Origin of the sequence: Phycicoccus sp. Root563, assembly GCF_001427915.1 — a bacterium.
In the GTDB taxonomy this organism is placed as follows: domain Bacteria; phylum Actinomycetota; class Actinomycetes; order Actinomycetales; family Dermatophilaceae; genus Pedococcus.
In genome coordinates this window covers 3,461,294-3,483,087 of record NZ_LMGM01000001.1, presented here as the reverse complement: position 1 = coordinate 3,483,087, position 21,794 = coordinate 3,461,294, and the positions used below count along the sequence as shown (strand labels likewise).

The window sequence follows — 21,794 nt, the reverse complement described above, 5'->3', positions numbered from 1 at the left end:
TGATTTCCAATGCCCCGACGTGCGTCATCCTCAGGCAGGAGTGCATTGCACGGCAGCGCACGACGAGGAAGCAGGGGACCTGGGTGAGCACGATCCTGGTGGTGGACGACGAGGAGAGGATCCGCGTCCTGCTGTCGCGCGCCCTGTCCGACGTCGGTCATCGGGTCGTGGGCGTGCCCGACGGTGACTCGGCGCTGACGCAGCTGCGGGCCCAGGACTTCGACCTCATGCTGCTCGACCTCGTCCTGCCGCGCACGAACGGGCTGGGGGTCCTCGACCGGCTCCCCGACCTCCACTCGCCGCCGCCGGTGATCGTCCTCACCGGGATGCACGACGTGTCGGCGCGGGTGCAGGCGCTCAACAAGGGTGCGGTCGACGTGGTCGGGAAGCCGTTCGTCCTCATCGAGCTGCTCGCCCGGATCAACCGACACCTGGGTGCCTCCGACGTCCGGACCGGCAGCGACCACCGGTTCCTGGGCACCCCGGGCCTGCGCCTGGACACCAACCGGCGCATCGTCGAGCGCGACGACCGCCGGGTCGTCCTCAGCGAGCGGGAGTCCGCGCTGCTCGCCCACCTCATGCGGCGGGCCGGCGACGTCTGCACCCGCGAGGAGCTCCTCAACGACGTCTGGGGGCTCGACTTCGATCCCGGCAGCAACCTCGTCGAGGTCTGCATCGGCCGGCTTCGTTCCAAGCTGTCCCCCCATCCCCCGATAGAGACGGTGCGTGGTGTCGGATACTGCATCCCCAACGTTTGAGCCTGCCCACCCGCGCCTGCTGATGGGCACCTGGCTGGCGACCGCGGTCGCCAGCATCTGCGCGATGCCGCTCTACCTCGGCTTCGAGACGCTCCCGTTCCACATCGCACTCGTCGTGTTCGTGACCCTGTACGGGCTGGGGCTAGGTGAGCAGCGCCTGACGCTGCCGACGCTGGGACTGTTCTGGCTGATCAGCACGGTGCAGTTCATCCTCAGCGCGATGCGCAGCGAGATCAACTGGATCGAGACCACCGAGCTGCCGTTGCTGGCGATCCTCATGTGGATGGTCATGCACAACATCCAGCGCAGGCAGCGGGCCCTGGTGCAGGTGTGGGAGATGGCCGAGAAGGAGCGCGCCCTCAGCGCGAGCCGCGAGCGCCTGACGCGGATCACCTCGCACGAGCTGCGGACCCCCTTGACCATCGCCCGGGGCTACCTCGGCCTGCTCAACGCCAGCGAGTACCGCTCCGACCGCCTGGCCGACCTCGTCGTCGTCGACGACGAGCTGCGTCGCCTGGAGCGGGTGTGCGACCGGCTGGTCCGGGCGATCTCGCTCGAGGGCGGAACCACCCGCGAGGTGGTGGACCTCGACGACGCGATGAGGGAGGTCCTCGTCCGGTGGTCGACCATCGCCGACCGCAACTGGCAGCTCGACAGCGACGTCGGCCAGCTGGTGCTCGCCCCCGAACGGCTGCGCGCCGTGCTGGACACCATGGTCGAGAACGCGTTGCGCTACACCGGGCCCGACGCCACGATCCGCCTCTTCGCCCGCCGCTCCGCCGGGCGGGTGCAGTTCGGGGTGGCCGACTCCGGCCCGGGCCTGAGCCCGGCGCAGATCGAGACCATCAACGGCTGGCGCGAACGACCCGCCACCGCCGTCGGGGCGGCCCTGCTCGACGACGAGTTCCGCGACGAGTACTCCCAGACCGGTCTGGGCCTGGCCATGGTGCACGCCCTGGCCCGCGTCCGCAGCGGGTGGCTCGTGGCCGGCACCTCCCGGGAGGGCGGTGCCGAGCTGAGCATCGACGTCCCCGACGCGCTGCGCCCGCACCACTCCCCCGCGAGCGCCGCCGCGCGAGCTGGGGCGGCCATGGCCTCGTGGCCGGCGCTGCCCCCTGTCCGGGGCGTGGAGCCCCTCCCGGCAGGTCGTGCGGGTGCGAGTCCGTATGGCGTGCAGTAGGAAGGACCCACACCCGACCCAGGCGAGAGGCACACCATGACCGAGCCGAGCACCCACGTCCCCGGAGAGGTCGCCGACGCCCAGGTGGACGAGACCGCCACGGATGGGACGACGACCGACGCAGCCGAGACCGGTTCCCCCACCTCGACGTCCGCCACCGAGGAGAAGGTCGAGCTCGACCTCGACGAGGACAAGCTCGAGGCCTGGGACGCGATCAAGAGCGACTACCAGGTCGACCCCGACGCCGAGGACGTGCCGGCCGGCACCGACGAGGACGGCATGCCTGAGGGCAACGCCCCGGGCTGAGGACCCTTGGCGGATCAGCCGGCGGCAGCCGGGGTGGCAGGGGTGGCGCCTTCGGGCGGCACCCCTGTGGCGCCCTCGGGCGGCACCGCTGACTCACCGAGGTCGATGTCCGGCTCGAGATAGATCACCAGGGTCATGTCGGGCTCGGTGGCCCGGACGGCTGCCTCGGCGCGGTTGATGGCGTCCGCGATGGCCGCCGCGTCCGACCCGGGAGAGACCGCCAGCTTCGCGGCGACGAGCAGCTCCTCGGGCCCGAGGTGCAGCGTCTTGGCGTGGATGACCCGCTCGATGCCGTCGGTCGACGCAAGCGCGTCCTCGATGCGTCGGCGTGCCCGGGGGCTCGCTGACTCCCCGATGAGCAGCGACTTCATCTCGATCGCCAGCACGATGGCCACGGTCACCAGCAGCAGGCCGATGGCACCGGTGCCGAAGGCGTCCCAGACGCCGCTGCCCGTGATGAGCGTGAGCGAGACACCGATGAGGGCGAAGACCAGACCGATGAGGGCCGCGAAGTCCTCGAGCAGCACCACCGGGAGCTCGGGAGCCTTGGCCGACCGGATGAACTCCCTCCACGACCGGCTGCCGCGCGACCGGTTGCTCTCCCGGACCGCGGTGCGGAACGAGAAGCCCTCCATGACGATCGAGGCCAGGAGCACCGCGATGGGCAGCCACTGCCAGCTGGTGATCGCCCCGCCGTGCAGCCGGCTCTCGTGGTACTTGTGGTACGCCTCGTACAGCGCGAACAACCCGCCGAGGCTGAAGAGCACGATGCTGACGATGAAGCCGTAGACGTAGCGCTCGCGCCCGAACCCGAACGGGTGCTCGGGGGTCGCATCCCGCTTGGACTTCTTCCCGCCGAGCAGCAGCAGGCCCTGGTTGCCGGAGTCGGCGAGGGAGTGCACGGACTCGGCGAGCATCGAGCTCGAACCCGAGAGCAGGAACGCGACGAACTTCGTGACGGCGATCCCCACGTTGGCGGCCAGGGCCGCAAGGATCGCTGTGGTTCCACCCTCGGCTGACATGGCCGTCAGCGTATCCGTGGGCCCGCGGTCCCGCTCGCCGCGTCCTGCCGCTCGGGCAGACCCACGACCGAGGCGTGATCCGTTCGCTCGCCGTGTCCGACTTGTCACGGTTGGTGCCGTTCGGCCGCAGTACCTCAGCCGTTCGGTCAGAACCACCGTCCGCCTCTCCCCCTGCACGGCCCCTGCTGGCACTGTGTCAAGCACGCCTCATACGCGGGCGCGGAAGTCAGCCACGGCGATGGGACCGGCGATGCACACGGGGACACCTCGAGGCACACGAGTGCTCGTCGTCGTCCCCGCGTACAACGAGGCCGCCGCCATCGCCGGTGTCGTGGCCGATGTCCGCCGGAACGCCCCCTTCGCCGACCTCCTCGTCGTCGACGACGGGTCCAGGGACGAGACTGCGGCGACGGCACGGGCTGCGGGTGCGATGGTCGCGAAGCTCCCCTTCAACCTGGGCGTCGGCGGGGCGATGAGGACCGGCTTCCGGTATGCCGCCCGCAACGGTTACGACGCGGTCGTCCAGGTGGATGGCGACGGACAGCACGACGCCGCCTACATCCCGGTCCTGCTGGACGGGCTGGCGACGTCCGACGTCGTCATCGGCGCGCGCTTCGCCGGCAGCGGCGACTACGTCGTCCGGGGTCCTCGCCAGTGGGCCATGCAGGTGCTCGCGCGGGTCATGACGTGGATCCTCGGCGTGCGCCTCAACGACTCGACCTCCGGGTTCCGCGCTGCGGGGCCGGCCGCCATCCGCGTGTACGCCCAGCACTACCCGGCGGAGTACCTCGGCGACACGCTCGAGACCCTCGTCATCGCGCACAAGGCGGGGCTCACGGTCTCGCAGGTGCCCGTGGCCATGCTCCCCCGCCTCGGCGGCCACCCGAGCCGCGGCATCCTCGGGTCGACGATCGACCTCGCGCGCGCCTTCGTCGTCGTGGTCCTCGGCCTCGTCCGCGACTGGTCCCTCGCCCCGGACGGCGCTCAGTGACCCACGACGCCTACTGGCTGGGAGTCGCCGGCGGCCTCCTCATCGTCCTCGTCATCGTCGAGATGGTGCGCCGCCGGTACCTGCGCGGCAGGTACGCCCTCGTGTGGGTCGTCCTCGGCACCGGCGCTGCAACCCTGGCGCTCTTCCCGAACCTCCTCGGTCGCGCCGCCACGGCGCTGGGCGTCACCGTCCCGTTCAACCTGCTGCTGTTCCTCGGCATGCTGGTGATGCTCGTGATGATCATGCAGCTGAGCTCCGAGGCGGGGCGGCTGCAGGAGCGCACCCGCGTCCTCGCCGAGGAGGTGGCCCTGCTCAAGACGGCTGTCGACCAGCTGTCCCGGCGCGACGCCTCGGCCGCTGCGTCTGACTCGCCGAAGGCGGAGTCGGTCCGCGCGACGTGAGCACCCTCAGCGTCGTCGTCGTCGGTTACGGCGACGAACCGGACCTGCCCGCCTGCCTGGCCGCCATCCGCAGGGAGCTGGCCGAAGGCGATGACGTGGTCCTCGTGGACAACGGCGTCACCGCCCTCCCCGACCTCACCGGCGTCCGGCTCGTGACCGCCCCGGGCAACGGCGGCTTCGCGGACGGGTGTCACCTCGGCGCGGACGCCACCGCCGGTGACGTGCTGGTCTTCGTCAACTCGGACGCCGTCATCGGTCCCGGAGCGCTCGACGCGATGAGGTCCGCGGTCCATGACCCAGGGGTGGGCCTCGCGACCGGCCTGGTCGTGATGGCCGACGACCCCGCCGTCGTCAACGCCGCCGGGAACCCGGTGCACTTCCTGGGTATCAGCTGGGCCGGAGGTTTCGGGGAGCCCTCGTCGCGCCACCAGGCGCCCCGCGACGTGGCCTCGATCAGCGGCGCGTTCTTCGCGGTCCGTCGCACGGTCTGGGAGGAGCTCGGCGGTCTCGACCGGTCCTACTTCCTCTACCACGAGGACGCGGACCTCAGCCTGCGGTGCTGGCTCGCGGGGCTCCGCGTCGTCTTCACCCCCACGGCGGTTGCCGAGCACGCCTACGCCTTTGCCAAGAACCCGCACAAGATGTTCCTGCTGGAACGGAACCGCCTGGTCACCGTTCTCACCTCCTACCCCACGCCCCTGCTGCGGCGGGTGCTGCCGGCGCTCCTGGTCACCGAGCCGCTGTTGCTCGTCATGGCGGTCGCGCAGGGGTGGGCTGGACCGAAGCTGCGGTCATGGGTCTGGTTGGTGCGCAACGCCACGGCGATCCGGGCCCGGCGCCAGCGGATCCAGGCGCAGGGAGGTTCGTGGGAGCTGGTGGCGAGCCACCTGGACTCACGCATCCACCAAGAGGTCACGTCCACCCCCGCCGCCATGGCATTCCTGAACGCCCTTCTGGCCCGCTACTGGTCGACCGTCAGGCAGGAGCGACCATGACGGATCCTCGCCCTTCGCAGGGACCCGGGGTGATCGTCCTCGCTGCCTACCGCCCGGATCCTGAGCTCTTCCGCCTCCAGCTCTCGTCGATCCGGGACCAGACGCGCACGGACTTCCGATGCCTGATCGGCGCTGACGGGGGCGCCGATGACATCCGACGACTGGTGCTCGAGATCGTCGGGGACGACCCGCGCTTCGAGGTCCTCGGCTGGGATGACAACCGGGGCTTCTACCTGAACTTCGAGCGCCTGCTGGAAGCGGTTCCTCCAGAGGTCACGTGGGTCGCCCTGAGCGACCAGGACGATCGTTGGTACCCAACCAAGTTGGAGACGCTCGTCCCCCACCTCGACACGCATGACCTGGTCACCGCCCAAGCCCGCGTCGTGGCCTGGCCGAGTGATCGCGTCCTTCGAGCGACAACCGGCCGCCGCGTCGTCCCTACCCGTGACCTGCTCTTCGAGAACCAGGTCACCGGTTCCCTGAGTGTCATCCGCACGTCCCTCTTGACCGCGGCGTTGCCCTTTCCGCGATTGAACACCGTGACGCAGCTGCACGATCACTGGCTGGCCATGTGCGCCGCCACCCACGGTGGTTGGACCGTTGTCGACCTGGTGGTCCAGGACTACGTCCAGCACGGAAAGAACCTTGTCGGTGAGGTCAGCGCGGTCAACCCCCCGTGGACCCCCTCGCGCAGTCTTCGGAGGTGGGCGGCCCTTGCGGACCAGTACGAGGGAGGGCATTCGCCCACGTCCATGCTTCGGGTCGGACGGACCCTCAGCTTTGGTTGGCGCAAGTTGATGCTCGATGCGTTGACTGTTCGCACGGGTCTCACCACGGATGTCATCGGTCCCCCCGCAGCAGCAATACAGCGCGCGCGACACCTCGACGACCTCCGGGTGATCCTGTACGGACTTCGTTCACCCAATATCGCGGCAGGTGTGGTGGCGACCTTCGTCGCAGGCTTGCCCGGTTCGTTCCTCCGCTCCCGGCGAGCGTCCACGACGACACCGCCCGGCGCAGGTACGGTCCGATTCGGAGAACCGAGGTGATGGACATCAACGAGCAGGGCCGAGCAGAACTGATCGCCGCGTCGCCCACCGAGCGACAGCTCCACGTCGGGCGACCGAACCTGGGACCGCGATCCGAGTTGGACAAGCTCATCGACGGGATCTACGAGCGGCGTTGGGTGACCAACGACGGCCCCCTCGTCCAAGAGCTCGAAGCCTCCATCGCGGAGAGGCTGGACGTCAAGCACTGCATCGCCATGTGCAACGGAACCATCGCTCTCGAGATCGCGATTCGCGCTCTCGGCCTCGAAGGCGAAGTGATCGTTCCCAGCTTCACCTTCGTGGCCACTGCCCATGCGCTCTCCTGGCAAGGTATCCGGCCAGTCTTCGCCGACATCGACCCGAGAACGCACAACCTCGATCCGCGGTCCGTCGAGGCCGCCATCACACCGCAGACGACGGGGATCATCGGCGTCCACCTGTGGGGACGCCCCGCCCCGGTGCAGGAGCTGACCGAGATTGCCGACCGGCACGGGCTCGCCCTGATGTTCGACGCGGCTCACGCTTTTGACTGCAGTGCAGGAGTTCAGCTGATCGGCGGCTTCGGCCGAGCCGAGACATTCAGCTTCCACGGCACGAAGTTCTTCAACACCTTCGAAGGCGGAGCCGTCACGACCAATGACGACGAGGTCGCGACGACGGCCCGGTTGATGCGCAACTTCGGTTTCTCCGGCTACGACAACGTCATCCATCCGGGCACGAACGGCAAGATGTCAGAGATCAGCGCTGCGATGGGCCTTGTCAACCTCCGCCATCTGGAGCACGTGGTCAATGAGAATCGACGCGCTCACTCCCTGTACAGCGCACTGCTGTCCGACGTCCCGGGCGTTTCGGTGCTCCAGCCCCCTGGTGGGGAACGGCAGAACTACCAGTACGTCGTCGCGGAGGTCGACCAAGATGTGGCCGATCGCGACGTGGTCCTGTCGGCCCTGCACTCGGAGAACGTGTTGGCCCGACGGTACTTCTGGCCAGGGACCCACCGCATGGAGCCGTACGCCTCGTGGACGCCACGGTCAGGGGAGCGGCTGCCCTCCACGGAGCTCGTTGCCTCCCGTGTGCTGGTTCTCCCTACGGGACCGTCCATGTCGGATGACGATGTCGAGCGGGTGGCGAGGATCATCCGCCGCTCGGTGATGGGGCCGTGACTAACCTGCTCCTGGCCGGCGCCAACCCGCACAGGGACTTCATGACCGCGGACGCCTGTGGTCGACAGCGAAAGGTCGAGGGTGATGCAACTTCCGATTGACGTCTCACGGATCGTCGAGGACTCGTGGGCGGTCAGGACGGCTCCGGCGCGTGTGGGTTCGCGTCTACGGCGCCCCCAGTTGCTGCGCCAGCTCGCGCACCATTCACGAGCCCACCTGGGGTGCGGCCCCCACGTCTTCGACGGATGGGCAAATCTGGATCTCGGCGGCGGCACGGGCGTGGTGTCCTACGACCTCACCGCTCGCCTGCCCTTTGGCGACTCCACTCTTTCGCGCGTCTACACAGAACATTTCATCGAGCACGTATCGCGAGCGAAGGGCGCCCGATTCCTGAGGGAGTGCGCCCGGGTGCTCGCCCCCGGGGGAATTCTGAGGGTGAGCACGCCGGACCTGCGCCGTCTGGCTGAGGAGTACCAGGCCGGACGTCTTGACGAATGGTCCGACCAAGGCTGGAATCCCGGTACTCCGGCACAGATGCTGAATGAGGGCATGCGCAAGTGGGGCCATCAGTTCGTCTACGACGAGCCGGAGCTGACCGAGGCAGTTCTCCAGGCTGGCTTTCGGGAGGTCCGCCGGGTTGACTGGCGGGAGAGCGAGCACCACGACCTGCGCGATCTCGAGCAGCGCAGCTTTCATGGGGACCTGATCATGGAGGCGGTCCGGTGACGATCGGCACTCCATGGTGAAGCCTCGCCACGTCGTCGCGACGTTGGGCAGTGGTGCAGACCTCGCTCTTCGCCAAGGAGTCCAGTTTGCTGCCCTTCTCGTCCTTGCGAGGATCTTGAGCCCGCGGGATTTCGGGACCGTGGCGCTCCTAGCGCTGTTCGTCTCCTTCGCCACGGTCATTGCTGACCTGGGACTCACCACTGCTCTGGTGCGGGCTCCTTCCTTGACGGCGCCCGAGGTATCAACGGCCTTCTGGATGAGCGCAGCCACCGGCGCATCGCTCACGGTCCTCGGACTCCTGCTTGCCCATCCGATCGCCACCGCTGTGGGAGCACCAGAACTAGGGAACCTTGCAGCGGTCATGTCGTGCGGCATCGTCGTCGCGGCACTTGGAGTCGCACCGACTGCGCTGCTGGTCAAGCAGCTGGCCTTCGCGCGCCTGCTGGTCATTGGGGCTACCGGCGCCACGATCTCCGGCGCAGTGGCAATTGCGATGGCCGTGGCCGGCCAAGGCGTGTGGGCTCTGGCCGCGCAGTCCTTGGTCATGTCTGTCGTCACAGCCCTCGGTGCATGGATCGCCGTGGGCTTCTGGCCGCATCGGGCTTGGAGTCCCGATGCAGCTCGAAGGCTTCTCGGAACGGGGAAGTTCGTCCTCGCTGCGAACATCTGCGACGTTTCGTACAGTCGGATCCAGAACCTGTTGGTGGGCTCACTGTTCGGACCAGCGCGCCTCGCGTACTACCTCAGGGCGGACTCCACGCAACAGCTGCCGGCAGACGCAGCCTCGAGCGTCATCTCTCGCGTTGCCCTGCCGGTGTTCTCCGAGTCGGGCGACAATGCGGTCGCGCTGCGCAACGGGCTACGCACCTCCATCCGGACTGCGGTTGCCCTGAACGCACCTGCCATGTCACTTCTGGCCGCGCTGTCCGCACCGGTCGTCGAAGCCCTGTACGGAGCCGCGTGGGCACCCGCCGCACCCCTGCTCACCATTCTCTGTCTGGGCGGTCTCCTCTGGCCCCTCCACGTGCTCAACATCAATCTGCTGTACGCGCTCGGCCGATCCCGGGAGGTCTTCCGGATCGACCTCCAGAAGAAGGCCTTTGCCCTGTGCGCCCTGGGTGTCGGCGCAACGTTCGGCCTAACTGGTGTGGCCTGGGCGCAGGTGGCCACGGGAGTGTTCGCCATCGTCGTCAACGGGCACGCAGTGGGTGGGCAGATCGGATTCGGAACCAAGGACCAACTCGGGTGTGCCTGGGCGCCCATCTCCCTTTCACTCGTCGTCGGGGTTGCCGTCTTCGGCGCCACTCGCCTACTGCACACCACGGCATTGACCGAGGTGGCGACCCTGGCACTGCTGGGAGGACTGGCGTACCTCGCCCTCTCACGAATCCTCGCCGTCTCCGCGGTGACAGAGGCCGTCGCCATGCTCCGAATTCGCGGAGCCCACTCGTGAGCACGTCTCCCCCCGAGGGCCCCGGCCCCGTCGTGACCGTGCTCGTCATGGCCTACAACCACCAGGAGTACCTGGCTGAGGCACTTGACAGCATTCTCGCTCAGGACTTCAGCGAACCCTTCGAGATCCTGATCGGCGAAGACTGCTCGACCGACGACACTCTGGCGATCGCGGAGTCCTACGCGCGGTCCCACCCGGACAAGGTCCGAGTCATCTCCTCGTCGACCAACGTGGGTATGCATGCGAACCACAGGCGACTACTGGTGCAGAGCCGTGGCGAGTACGTGGCGTACTGCGAAGGGGATGACTATTGGGCATCCCCTTCCAAGTTGTCGCGTCAGGTAGCCCAGCTCCGTTCGAATCCTGTGCTGAGCGGGGTGCACAGCGATGTTGACCACTTGGTGACGAGGGACGGGCGCCCCACCGTGTTCGAGGCGTTCTGGTCGACGAGCCTCCCCCAAATGGGCACCACCACGACCTTCGACGACCTGATCCGACGCAACACCATCCAGACGTGCTCGGTCATGCTGCGCGGCGAGGTGGCCCGAGCCTTTGCCGGTTCACCCCTGGACCTTGCCGAGTACTCCGTCGGCGACTGGCCGCTCTTCCTTCACGTATCCGCCCACGGCCCCTTTGGCTTCGACCCGAGCTCGTTGGCCGTCTACCGCAAGGTCGAAGGCTCAGCCACCAACCAAGGGGTGGCCGCCGCCGAGCGTCGGATCGCGGACCAGTTCCGACTCACGACCGACGCAGCACGCCTGCACCCGGCTGCGCCAGACGCGGTCGAGGCAGGAAAGAGCGAAACGCTGTGGAACCTCGTCGTCCTGGCATTGAGGTCTGGGGACCACGAGATGCTCAGCAGGTGGCTCGACAGGGATCCCCCGGTCGCGACGTTCACGATGCGGCTGCGGTGCCTCCAGCTGGCGACCAAGGCGCCACCCCTGTTCCGCCTGACCGGGCTGTACTTTCGCTCGGTCGAGGTGGTTTCGATGCGTCGGCGTTACAGGGACGTCCCCACATGATGGACGTCCCGACGGTCATTTCCACCCTCGCTCCGTTGAATGGCGTCTACTTCTCGATCGACGACTTGGAGCTGTACGCCACCAAGGTGCTTGATCAAGGACGACACCTATCGGTCTGGGGACCGGACGGTCCACGCTCGTACGTCCTTTACTACGAGAATGAGCGCGAATTCTTCGTCAGCATGGTCTGGACGCATCCGTCAGATCGAGGGCAGGGGCTCGCGACCGACCTCCTGAGGGAACTCGCCCGTATTGCCAAGCGTGCTCGCAAGCCGATCCGCTTGAGCACACGCGAGGACAACCCGGCCACCTCGCTGTACCGGGGTCTCGGCTTCCTGGATCGGAGCAGAACTGATGGTCAGCTGACGATGCAGCGACCACTTCGAGTCGCGGTGATGCAGCCTTATGCCTTCCCATACCTGGGCTACTTCCACCTCATCGAGGCGTCCGACACCTTCGTCTTCTACGACGACGTCAACTACATTCCCCGCGGATGGATCAATCGGAACAACGTCGTGAGCGATGGCGTCCCCCACCGCTTCACCATCCCGGTCTCGAAAGCAAGCCAGAACAGTCTGATTCGGGACGTCAGACCAGCAATCGACGAGCAGTGGCTGAGGAAGTTCTCGTCAACCCTCGAGCATTCCTACCGCAAGGCCAGCTACCGTCGCGAGGCGACCGACCTGGTGATGTCCGTCGTCTCGACGCCTCACGACAGCATCGGCGCCTTGGCCATCAGTTCGATCGTCAGGGTCTACGAGTACCTGAACCTGCCGATGCCCACGACCGTGACGTCGAGTGAACTCGGGATCCCGTCCGGGGATGGCGGACCGGGCCAACGCCTGTGCGACATCACCCACTCGCTCGAGCGTGACGCATACGTGAACGCGGCAGGCGGCCGCGTCCTCTACGACAAGGCCGATTTCGCGCGCCTCGGCGTCGACCTCAGCTTTGTCGAGAGCCGGTTCACGCCGTACTCGAACGGCTCCGACTTCCTCCCCGGGATGTCGATCATCGACATGCTGATGCACTGCAGTCCCGCGCAGGTGGCGGATCAGTTCGCCACGTTTCACTTTGACTGAGCCCTGCGCGCAGCGTTGGGCACGCTGGGATCCGGCCACCTTCGTGCGACTACCGAGCGGCGCAGAGTCGACAGGTAGTCTCCTCGCGTGGCCGCACCCATGCTCCTGTCCGCATCCCTCCCGACCGTGAGTCCCTGATGGCCGGCGGACTCTTCGCCCTCCTCGACGACGTCGCCGTCCTGGCCAAGGCCGCTGCCGCGTCGATCGACGACGTCGGTGCCGCCGCTGGTCGTGCCAGCGCCAAGGCGGCGGGCGTGATCGTCGACGACACGGCGGTCACTCCGCGCTACGTCGAGGGCATCGACCCGAAGCGGGAGCTGCCCGTCATCAGGACGATCGCGATCGGCTCCCTGCGGAACAAGCTCCTCTTCATCCTCCCCGCGGCCTTGCTGCTCAGCCAGTTCCTTCCCTGGGCTCTCACCCCGCTCCTCATGGTCGGTGGCACCTACCTCTGCTTCGAGGGCGTCGAGAAGATCTGGGAACGCCTCGCCCACCACGACGAGGCGGGCGTCCACTCCGGTGAGGAGCGGGTCGCGGACGAGAAGCAGATCACCAGCAGCGCGATCCGCACCGACTTCATCCTCTCCGGCGAGATCATGGTGATCTCGCTCAACGAGGTGAAGTCCGAGCCGTTCGTCAGTCGCGCGGTCATCCTCGTCGTGGTCGCCCTGGCCATCACCGTGCTCGTGTACGGCGTCGTCGCGCTGATCGTGAAGATGGACGACGTCGGGCTGCACCTGTCCCGGTCGGGGTCCAGCGCCGGTCGGAGCTTCGGGAACGGTCTCGTCCGCGCCATGCCACCGTTGCTGTCGACCCTGTCGGTGGTCGGTGTCGCCGCCATGATCTGGGTCGGTGGCCACATCCTCCTGGTCGGCCTCGACGAGCTCGGTCTCCACGCGCCATACGGGTGGGTGCACCATGCGGAGGAAGCGGTGCACGACGCCACCGGCGCCCTCGGGGGCGTCCTGGGCTGGCTCACCAACACGGTGGGGTCGGCGATCCTGGGCCTGGTCGTCGGAGCGGTCGTCGTCGCGGTCGTCCAGGCCGTCCACCGGAGTCGGGGCGGGTCGGCCGCCGGGCACTGAGCGCGACCGCGAGGCGACCCGCCAACCCCGACCCGCAAAACCGGACCCGCCGACCCGGACCCGGTGGTCCCTTCGGACAGATGTGGGGCCGTGGATCCCTCCTGCCACGCCTGTACCGCGATAATCCTGCGGTGACCTCGGACAGCACCCGACTGCGCGCCTTGCTCGTGAGGTGCCTGGTTGCCGTGCCCGTCTGGCTCGTCGCCGCCCTCACCGTGAACCTCTGCGTCGAGCTGGTGCGCCGCCTGGGGCTGGGCTGGGACTCCCACGCCTACTGGCTGGCCTGGCACGGACCGATGTACGACGCGGCACCGAACACCGTCGACGCCTACCTGTACAGCCCCGCCTTCGCCCAGGCCTTCTGGCCCCTGGCCCAGCTGCCGTGGCCGGTGGCCTGTGCCATCACGGTCGCGGCTCCCGCTGGCGCCCTGGCCTGGCTCCTGCGTCCGCTCGGGGCCTTCTGGGCCATCCCTCTCTGGCTGATCGGCCTGGCGGAGACGTTGTCGGGCAACATCTTCTGGCTCCTGGCCCTCTGCGCCCTCTGGGGCCTGAAGCACCCGTGGTTGTGGGCGGTCCCGGCCCTGACGAAAGTGACCCCGGCACTGGGGCCCGTGTGGTTCGCGGTTCGTCGTGAATGGCGCCAGCTGGGCGTCAGCGTCGGCGCCACGGCGCTCGTGGTGGCGGTGTCGTACGCCATCTCCCCCGAGCTCTGGTCGCAGTGGCTGACCTTCCTGACCGACAACGCCGGCGGAGCAGGCCACGGCCTGGGGTCGGCGTTCTCCCTGCCCCTCGTCGTCCGCCTCCCCCTGGCCCTCGCGCTCGTCGTCGCAGGAGCGCTGACCGGGCGCCGGTGGCTGCTGCCCGTCGCGATGGTCGTGGCCACACCGGTGACGAGCATCGCCTGCTGGGTCGTCCTGGCCGCCATCCCACGCATCCAGCGGGACCGGCTCCAGCGAGACCAGCCCGCTCCCCTGGCCGCGCGCGTGCGGGATCGCGTGCAGGGCGCGGCGAACCGACCGTGAGCGGCGCCGACCCGCAGACGGCAATTCATGACACCGAGCTCGACGTCCAGCGATCCTCCGGCATGGTGCGGTGGGCTCCCCTCGTGGCGTTCGGCGTCCTCCTGCTGGGCCTGGCCCGCCATGCCGGTTCGGGCATCTCCGACCCCGACACCCTGTGGCACGTCCTCGCCGGCGACCACCTGTGGGACTCCCACCAGTTCGCGGGCCCGGACCCGCTCTCACGCTTCACGGTCGAACCCTGGGTGCTCAACCAGTGGCTCCCCGAGCTCGGTATGGCGCTGGCGAACCACCTCGGCGGCCTCGCCGCCGTCAGCTGGGTCACCCACGTGGCCCGCGTCGGGGTCTGCCTCGTCATCTTCGTCGCGTGCCGCTCCGTCGCCGGGCCGCTGGCCGCCGCCTTCGTGGCCAGCGCCGCAGTGCTCGGCACGGCCGACAGCCTGAGCCCCAGGCCGCAGCTCGTCGGCTTCCTCCTGCTCGGAGTCGTCGTGCTCGCCTGGCTGCGCACCGCAGGGGACGGACGGACCCGCTGGTGGCTGGTGGCGGTCATGTGGCTGTGGGCGTGCTGCCACGGCACCTGGGTTGCCGGGGTCACCGTCGGGGCGGCGGTGGTCGTCGGACTGGCCCTGGACGGCAGGGTGTCGCGCCGACACCTGATCCGCTTGGGGTCCGTCGTCGCCGCCGGAGCTCTCGTCACCGCGGTCACTCCGCTCGGTCCGAGGTTGTACGAGAGCTTTGCGACGGTGCGGGCGGTCAGCCCGTACATCCTCGAGTGGCGGCTGCCCACGCTCACCAGCCCGTCGGTCGTCGTCACGCTCGGGCTGGCCCTCGCCGTGCCCCTCCTGTGGTGGGTCGCCCGCCGGCGCCCCGACCGGGTCCAGCTGCTGCTGTGGCTGGTCGGGGTCGGCTGGGGTGCCAGCTCGATGCGCACCGTGGCCATCGGCGCGATCATCCTCGCCCCGCTCGCCGCGCAGGCCCTCGACACCGCCCTACGCCGTCCACGCACCGTGACGACGCGGTCGGAGGCCGCGGTGGTGGCCGGCGCCGCCGTGCTCAGCATCGCGCTCGCCGCGATCCTCGCCGTCGGCGGTCCGTCCGACCCCCAGAAGGTTCCGGCCGCACTCGACACGACGCTCTCGTCGCTGCCGGCCGGCACCGTCGTGTGGAACAGCGACCTGCTCGGGGGTTGGCTGATGTGGAGCCACCCCGACCTCGCCCACACCTCCGACACCCGAGCCGAGCTCTACGGACCCGCGAAGGCCCGCGACTACCTCACCGTGATCGACGCGCGCCCGGGGTGGGAGGACCCGTTCGACTCCGTCCACCCGGCAGCAGCCCTGGTGGAGGAGCGCTCCGGGCTCGCGACGGCTCTGCAGTCACGTGGCTGGAGCGTCTCCGGTCGCGACGCCGGCTACGTCCTGCTGCTGCGCGGCTAGGGTTGCCGAGCAGCACGACCGCGCACCATCGTCCGTTTGGTCAGGGCCGAGCAGGGTGAACGTCTGCATGTGGTCTGCGGCTGTTCCACCCCGTCGACCCGGACCCTAGATTCGCAGTACTGCCAATCTGGAGGACCCATGTACCGAGGACTCACCGTCGCCGTGGTCGTACCGGCGCACAACGAGCACCTCCTCATCGGCCAGACGGTCCGCACCATGCCGGAGCTCGTCGACCACATCATCGTCGTCGACGACGCGAGCAGCGACGACACCGCCGAGGCCGCCAAAGCCGTCGGCGACTCCCGCTGCCAGGTCATCCGGCTCCTCGAGAACCAGGGCGTCGGCGGCGCCGTCCTCACCGGGCACGAGACGGCCCTCGCCCTCGACGCCGACGTCTCGGTGGTGATGGCCGGCGACGCGCAGATGGACCCCGACTACCTCCCCGCACTGCTGGACCCCATCGCCTCCGGGCAGGCGCAGTTCACCAAGGGCAACCGGTTCTACGGCCGCGGCTCCTTCGACGGCATGCCGCGTCACCGCGTCGTCGGGAACCTCGCCCTGTCGTTCCTCACCAAGGCCGCCTCCGGCTACTGGAACCTCTTCGACCCCCTCAACGGCTACACCGCCATCAGCCGCGAGGCGTTGCAGCGCCTCGACATGCGGCACGTGTCGCGGCGCTACGAGTTCGAGAACGACCTCCTGATCCACCTCAACATCCTGCGCGTGCCCGCGGTCGACGTCGCGATCCCCGCGAAGTACGGCACCGAGGTCTCGGGCATCAACCTGCGCAAGCAGGCGCCTCGGGCCCTCTCCCACCTCGCGAGGGGCTTCTGGACCCGGATCTGGTGGAAGTACGTCCTGCAGTCCTTCTCGGCGGTGGCCCTCATGCTCTTCGGCGGGCTGGCCCTGACCGGGTTCGGGCTTGCCGTGAGCGCCTGGACGGTCGCACACACGCTCGGCCCGGCGACGGCGAGCGCCGGCACCGTCGTCCTGGCGATCGCTCCCCTGCTCAGCGGGTTCCACATGCTGATCCACGCCATGGTCCTCGACATCCAGGACAACCAGAACGCGCGCTGAGCCCGCCGGCGGTGCCGGGTGACCGCGGGTAGCCTGCGACGGTGACCTCAGCGAGTGGGAACCTGACCTGGGAGCCGGCCGCGCGCCATACCGAGCTGTTGGCCCCCGCGGTCGTCGACGCGCTCGGGCACGCGCCCAGTGCGAAGGTCGCGCCGATCGACGCGACGCTGGCCGACACTGCCGCGTTCTGCGAGGCCTACGACGTGGGGTTGGAGCACTCCGCCAACTGCGTCGTCGTGGCCGGCAAGCGGGCCGGTGAGGTCCGGTATGCCGCGGTGATGGTCCTCGCGTCTGCGCGGGCCGACGTCAACGGAGCCGTTCGGCGCCACCTCGACGTGCGCAAGATCAGCTTCGCGCCGCACGACGACGCGGTGGCCCTGACGGGCATGGAGTTCGGGGGGATCACCCCGATCGGCCTGCCCTCGGACTGGCCGGTCCTCGTGGACTCAGCGGTGGTCGCGGCGGGCGAGGTGGTCATCGGGAGTGGGATCCGCGGCAGCAAGGTCCTGCTCGACGCCCGGGACCTGGCGTCCCTCCCCGGCGCGACGGTCCTCGACCTCGCGGTCCCGGCGCGCGAGGCCTGATCCCGGCCACCGGGCCAGGGCGGCCAGGTAGCCGATGCCGAGGATGGTCCAGGTCGCGTCGACCACGGGCTGGGCCGCGCCCACGTCGAGCTGCGCCTGCGCGACGAGCACCATCGGGGGCAGGTACATCACGGCGAAGGTGACGGCGAGTCCCAGCCACCAGCGCCGCACCAGCAGGACGACCATCACCGGAACCACCCACACCCAGTGGTGCGTCCAGGAGATCGGCGAGACGAGCAGGCCCCCGACGGCCAGTGCGGTGACGGCGGCGAGGTGGTCGTGGCAGCCGAGGGTCCGCCAGGTGGCGGCAGCGGCCAGGACGACCACCAGGGCCACGAGCACCAGCCAGAGGACGTCGGGCACACCGGGCGCGAAGCGGTCGAGCGCGGCACCGAGGGCCTGGTTGCCGTAGCCGGCCGCCTCGTCACCGAACCGCCCGAGGTCGCTCGCCCCACCGGACCAGAAGGTCGCGGACGCCGAGGGCGCGACGACGAACCCGACGACGATGGTCGCGACCACCGTTGCCGCGACCCGGGCCAGGACGGCCCACTCCCGCCGCAGGAGGAGGTAGCCGAGGAAGACGGCCGGGGTGAGCTTCACGGCGATGGCCAGGCCCAGCAGAACCCCTCGCCACCGTCGGGGGACGACGAGCAGGTCGACCGCGACCAGGGCCGCCAGCACCAGGTTGACCTGCCCGAGGATGAGGGTCCGTTGCACGGCTTCCGTGGTCAGCGCAGCCAGGAGGAGCAGACCCCCCACGAGCAGGGGCGGCGACGACACCCGGGGCCGCGGACCAGGACCGACCACGCCCACGCTCACGGCGACCACGACGAGGAGCGCGAGCAGCGAAAGCACGGACACGACCACGCCGGCGCCGCCCGTCCCGAGGAGGGCCAGGGGGACGAACAGGATCGCCGCGAACGGGGGGTAGGTGAAGGGCAGCACCTGGTCGCGCACGGCGTACAGGTCCGCGCCGTCGAGCAGCGCGTGCCCTCCTCGCACGTAGACGGCGACGTCGGCCAACGTCCACGTCGACGGGTCGACCCAGCGGACCCGCAGGAGACCGAGCAGGAGTACTGCACCCGCCGCGAAGGCGGCCACGCGAACGGGTGAGGGGCGCACGGGCACGACCCTAGGCGCTCGGGTCGGGTCTCCGCGGGACTTCGTCCGCGGACGCCGACAGGGCATGACAGGTGCCGGGGTCCGCACTACCCTCCAGCACGTGCCCACCCCGTCGACCGACCGCCAGGTGGTCGTCCGGGTGCTGGCCGAGGTGGAGCTGCTCGTGGACGGCGCCACCCAGAGCCTGTCGCAGCTCGAGCGCGGGCTCCTGGCCCGCGCGGCACTGAGCGCGAGCGTGTCGGCAGAGTCGTTGACCCCGTGGCTGTGGGGTGAGCGTCCACCGGCCTCCGCCCACAACCGGGTCCAGGCCCTGGTCTCCGGGCTGCGACGCAAGCTCGCCCCGCTGGGGGTCTCGCTCATCGACACCCACGGCTCGAGCTACCGGCTCGACCCGTCGGTGACGACGGACTTCGCCCTCTGGACGGCCTTGGTCGACGACGCCCGCGCGCACCGGCGAAACGACCCGGCGGCCAGCCTCCCGTCCTACCAGGCCGCGCTCGCGTCGTTCCGCCACGCACCGCTGGTCGGGCTCGCCTCCACGGACGCCGTCGAGGCCGAGCGAGAGCACTTCGAGCAGCTCCGCCTCACCGTCGTCGAGGAGCGCAACGCGGTGGCCCTGGCCCTCGGGGAGGTGCAGTCGCTACCCGTCGAGCTCGCGCCGCTCGTCGCAGCCCACCCGTACCGCGAGACCCTGGTCTCGCAGCTGATGCTCGCCCTGGCCGCCACCGGCCAGCAGGAGCAGGCGCTGCGCGTCTACCGGGACGTCTACACCCGTCTGGACGACGAGCTGGGGGTGCCTCCCTCGGCCCAGCTCCAGGAGGCCCACCGCCAAGTGCTGGCCGGTGAGGCCCCCAGCGCCGGCCCGGTCCTGGTGCGGGACGCCCAGCCAGAGGCTCGCCCAGACGCTCTCACAGCTCCCCCGGGCCCCGAGCCGGTGGCGCCTGGCAGCTCCCTTGGCGCACCTCCCGCTGCAATGCCGGTACCGCGCACCCTCCCCCGCAGGCCAGCCACCTTCCTGGGCCGCGAGCGCGAGCTCGGACTCCTCATGCAGGCAGGTCGGGACGCCGAGCACGAGGCGGTGGTCGTGTCCGTCACCGGACTCACCGGTGTGGGCAAGAGCGCGCTGGCCGTCCTGGCGGGCCAGCGCCTGCGCGACGCGTTCCCCGGGGGGACGCTCTACCTCGACGCCGCCACTGATCGCGGCCAGTCGACCCCGGACACCGTGCTGGGGGCGTTCCTGCGGCTCATGGGCGTCAGCCCGGACGCCGTTCCGGACCAACCGGACGCGCGGGCCGGGCTGTTCCGCTCGCTCATCGACGACCGCCGCGTCCTCATCGTCCTCGACAACGTGCTCAACGACCCCGGGGCGAGCTCGGCCCACATCGGCGACCTGCTGCCCGCCTCGCCCGGGTCGATGGCGATCGTGACCTCCCGGCTGCCGCTCGCCGACCTCGGGGACTGCCGACGCATCAGCCTGCGTTCGCTCGACCAGCCCGACGCGACCGCCTTGCTCGAGTCGCTCGTGGGCCGCGACCGCGTGGTCGAGGACCCCGAGGCGACCACGTCCCTCGTCGAGCTGACCGGCTCCCTCCCCCTCGCGCTGCGCCTCGTGGGGGCCCGCCTGGCCCAGCGCCCGGACCTGGCGATCCGTTCGATGGTGGACCGGCTGCGCGAGGTCAACGGCGGCGTGGTCGACCTCGACCCCGCGGGCGCCCTGCAGTCGAGCCTGGAAGCGGTGTGGAGCCGCATCCCCAAGGACGCCCGCGACGCCGCAGCCCTGCTCGCCCACCTGCCCACGCACAACTTCAGCAGCTGGGTACCGGGTTCGCTGCTCGGTGACCCGGCGCGCGGTGAGCGGGCGATGGACGGACTGATCGAGGCGAGCTTCGTCGAGCCGGTCCTGCGCGACCGCAGGCAGGCGCAGTACCGCCTCCACGACCTGGTGCGCCGCGCCACCGGGACGCACCGACCCGTGGGTGCCGGCGAGCGCAGCGCCGGACTGGCCCGGCTCGGCGAGACCCTGCTGGCCCTGGCCGCCGAGCAGCAGGGCCACATCCCGCTCCAGTTCCTGCCGCCGCCCCCGAGCCCGGAGGCCTCGTCGCCCCAGGTCACCGACGCCCAGGGCACCCCCAGCGCGGCGCAACGGACGAGGGCGACGACCTTCTTCGAGACCGAGTCCGAGATGATCCGTGCGCTCGCCCGGGCCGTGGCACCCACCAGGCCGGGGCTGGCGTGGCGGCTGCTCGCAGTGTCGGCCAACGCCCACCACTACTCGGTGGACCAGTCAGACTGGATGGCTGCGGCGAAGGAGGTCGCTGCCCACCTCGACGGCCCCGGGGACGACCTCCAGCTCGGGGCCGCGGTGCTCACCCTGTGCGAGGCCTGGCACCTCCAGGACAGCACCTCCCAGTCGCGAACGGCCTTGGCCCTGGCCGACCAGGCACGGCGCTCGCTGACCCTCCTGGGGGCGAGCCGGTATGCCGCCGCGGCGTCCGTCGTCGTGGCCTCCGCCGCGATCTCCATGGGCCTGCGCGCCCAGTCGGAGGAGGCGCTCGCCCGTGCGTCGGACCTGCTGGTCCGCAGTCCGGACGCCGTCCTCGCCGGCTGGGTCGGCATCATCCAGGGCACGATCCACAACGACTACGACGAGATGGTCGACGCCGAGCGCGAGTTCACCCGGGTGCGCGACGTGCTCGCCACCACGCCTTCCCTGCTCGCGTACGCCCTCGCCACCCTGGAGCTCTCGCGGGCCTGTTGGCGGCAGGGTCAGCTGGGTTCGGCGAACATCCTCATCAACGAGGCCCTCAAGCTCTGCGAGGACATCGGGGACGAGCACATGTACTCCTACGGGCTCGACGCCCGCGCCGAGGTGAGCATCGAGCTCGGCAACGGGGAGATGGCCCTCGACGAGGCCACGAGGTCGTTCCAACGTGCCGTCGCCGCCAAGGACGCGTTCCTGACTGCCCGCGTCCGACGCACCCGGGCAGGGGCGCTGGTGGTCCTCGGTCGCCTCGAGGAGGCCGAGGCGGAGCTGCGGGCCAGCGTGGAGGAGTGCACGGCCCTCAACCGGCCGCTCAGCGTCGCGGCCGCCCTCCACGAACTCTCGGTCGTGCTCGACCTGCGGGGCAACCCGGCCGCGGCCAGCGAGGCCCTGCGGCAGGAGCGGGCCGCTCGTGCGTCTGCCCACCTCGCCGCGCGGGAGAACTTCGAAGCGGCCTTCGGGCGCGGGCGGACGGTCGCACGCGGGAGCCGGCCGGTCTGACCGGACGGCTCCCGCTCCCCTTCGTGGTGTCCCCTCGAGCCGATGCCGCGGACCCTGCCCC

The 21,794-nt window shown here is 69.8% G+C and carries 19 protein-coding genes and 1 pseudogene; 18 read left to right on the top strand and 2 right to left on the bottom strand.

Annotated features, from left to right (window positions below; genetic code table 11):
* Positions 1-83: 83 nt before the first annotated feature.
* The 3 genes from ASD62_RS20355 to ASD62_RS16515 are packed head-to-tail and all read left to right on the top strand — an operon-like array spanning position 84 to position 2,244.
* Positions 84-758, top strand: a complete 675-nt coding sequence (locus tag ASD62_RS20355; protein WP_056916895.1) for a response regulator transcription factor — start codon at positions 84-86, stop codon at positions 756-758.
* A gap of 22 nt (positions 759-780) precedes the next feature.
* Positions 781-1,938, top strand: coding sequence for a sensor histidine kinase KdpD (locus tag ASD62_RS16520; protein WP_056916894.1), 1,158 nt, complete (start codon positions 781-783; stop codon positions 1,936-1,938).
* 36 nt (positions 1,939-1,974) lie between these two features.
* Positions 1,975-2,244: a hypothetical protein gene (locus tag ASD62_RS16515; RefSeq protein WP_056916893.1), complete on the top strand. Its 270-nt coding sequence runs from the start codon at positions 1,975-1,977 to the stop codon at positions 2,242-2,244.
* 14 nt (positions 2,245-2,258) lie between these two features.
* Here the strand turns inward: ASD62_RS16515 and ASD62_RS16510 are convergent, their stop codons facing one another.
* Positions 2,259-3,266 carry a cation diffusion facilitator family transporter gene (locus ASD62_RS16510; protein WP_056916892.1) on the bottom strand — a complete coding sequence of 336 codons (1,008 nt, stop codon included), beginning with the start codon at positions 3,264-3,266 and terminating at the stop codon, positions 2,259-2,261.
* A 280-nt stretch (positions 3,267-3,546) separates the two neighbouring features.
* On the opposite strand from ASD62_RS16510, the gene ASD62_RS16505 reads away from it, so the two are divergent.
* The 14 genes from ASD62_RS16505 (at position 3,547) to ASD62_RS19880 (ending at position 17,349) form a co-directional block, all read left to right on the top strand.
* Positions 3,547-4,257, top strand: a complete 711-nt coding sequence (locus ASD62_RS16505) for a glycosyltransferase family 2 protein (RefSeq protein ID WP_235530734.1) — start codon at positions 3,547-3,549, stop codon at positions 4,255-4,257.
* Positions 4,254-4,658, top strand: a complete 405-nt coding sequence (locus ASD62_RS16500; protein WP_056916890.1) for a DUF2304 domain-containing protein — start codon at positions 4,254-4,256, stop codon at positions 4,656-4,658. The genes ASD62_RS16505 and ASD62_RS16500 overlap by 4 nt, the downstream gene beginning before the upstream one ends.
* Entirely contained in the window at positions 4,655-5,653 is a 999-nt protein-coding gene (locus tag ASD62_RS16495; protein ID WP_056916889.1) for a glycosyltransferase family 2 protein, read from the top strand. The genes ASD62_RS16500 and ASD62_RS16495 overlap by 4 nt, the downstream gene beginning before the upstream one ends.
* A 29-nt stretch (positions 5,654-5,682) precedes the next feature.
* The gene (locus ASD62_RS16490) at positions 5,683-6,702 is read left to right on the top strand and encodes a glycosyltransferase (RefSeq protein WP_056916888.1); all 1,020 of its coding nucleotides are present in this window, start codon (positions 5,683-5,685) and stop codon (positions 6,700-6,702) included.
* Complete coding sequence (locus ASD62_RS16485) at positions 6,702-7,865, top strand: DegT/DnrJ/EryC1/StrS aminotransferase family protein (RefSeq protein WP_056916887.1); 1,164 nt, start codon at positions 6,702-6,704, stop codon at positions 7,863-7,865. The genes ASD62_RS16490 and ASD62_RS16485 overlap by 1 nt, the downstream gene beginning before the upstream one ends.
* Before the next feature lie 180 nt (positions 7,866-8,045).
* Positions 8,046-8,591 (top strand): methyltransferase domain-containing protein, encoded by a 546-nt coding sequence (locus ASD62_RS16480; protein WP_162254781.1) that lies wholly within the window; start codon positions 8,046-8,048, stop codon positions 8,589-8,591.
* Between the two features lie 13 nt (positions 8,592-8,604).
* Entirely contained in the window at positions 8,605-10,044 is a 1,440-nt protein-coding gene (locus ASD62_RS16475) for a lipopolysaccharide biosynthesis protein (RefSeq protein ID WP_056916885.1), read from the top strand.
* A gap of 32 nt (positions 10,045-10,076) precedes the next feature.
* Complete coding sequence (locus tag ASD62_RS16470; protein ID WP_157581518.1) at positions 10,077-11,066, top strand: glycosyltransferase; 990 nt, start codon at positions 10,077-10,079, stop codon at positions 11,064-11,066.
* A complete protein-coding gene (locus ASD62_RS16465; RefSeq protein WP_056916883.1) occupies positions 11,063-12,148 on the top strand; it encodes a WbqC family protein in 1,086 nt (361 codons plus the stop codon). The genes ASD62_RS16470 and ASD62_RS16465 overlap by 4 nt, the downstream gene beginning before the upstream one ends.
* Positions 12,149-12,285: 137 nt before the next feature.
* A complete protein-coding gene (locus tag ASD62_RS16460) occupies positions 12,286-13,233 on the top strand; it encodes a DUF808 domain-containing protein (protein ID WP_056916882.1) in 948 nt (315 codons plus the stop codon).
* Between the two features lie 131 nt (positions 13,234-13,364).
* Entirely contained in the window at positions 13,365-14,255 is an 891-nt protein-coding gene (locus ASD62_RS16455) for a glycosyltransferase family 87 protein (RefSeq protein WP_162254780.1), read from the top strand.
* Complete coding sequence (locus tag ASD62_RS16450) at positions 14,252-15,688, top strand: hypothetical protein (RefSeq protein WP_157581517.1); 1,437 nt, start codon at positions 14,252-14,254, stop codon at positions 15,686-15,688. Before ASD62_RS16455 ends, ASD62_RS16450 begins: the two co-directional genes overlap by 4 nt.
* Positions 15,689-15,826: 138 nt before the next feature.
* Positions 15,827-16,765, top strand: a complete 939-nt coding sequence (locus ASD62_RS16445) for a glycosyltransferase family 2 protein (protein ID WP_056916879.1) — start codon at positions 15,827-15,829, stop codon at positions 16,763-16,765.
* Between the two features lie 41 nt (positions 16,766-16,806).
* Entirely contained in the window at positions 16,807-17,349 is a 543-nt protein-coding gene (locus ASD62_RS19880) for a YbaK/EbsC family protein (protein WP_082580887.1), read from the top strand.
* Between the two features lie 237 nt (positions 17,350-17,586).
* On the opposite strand, the pseudogene ASD62_RS20835 reads toward ASD62_RS19880, so the two are convergent.
* Positions 17,587-18,537: pseudogene (locus ASD62_RS20835) on the bottom strand (glycosyltransferase family 87 protein); the annotation flags it as partial.
* A gap of 34 nt (positions 18,538-18,571) precedes the next feature.
* On the opposite strand from ASD62_RS20835, the gene ASD62_RS20955 reads away from it, so the two are divergent.
* Positions 18,572-21,733, top strand: coding sequence for a BTAD domain-containing putative transcriptional regulator (locus ASD62_RS20955; protein WP_056916876.1), 3,162 nt, complete (start codon positions 18,572-18,574; stop codon positions 21,731-21,733).
* Positions 21,734-21,794 lie beyond the last annotated feature (61 nt).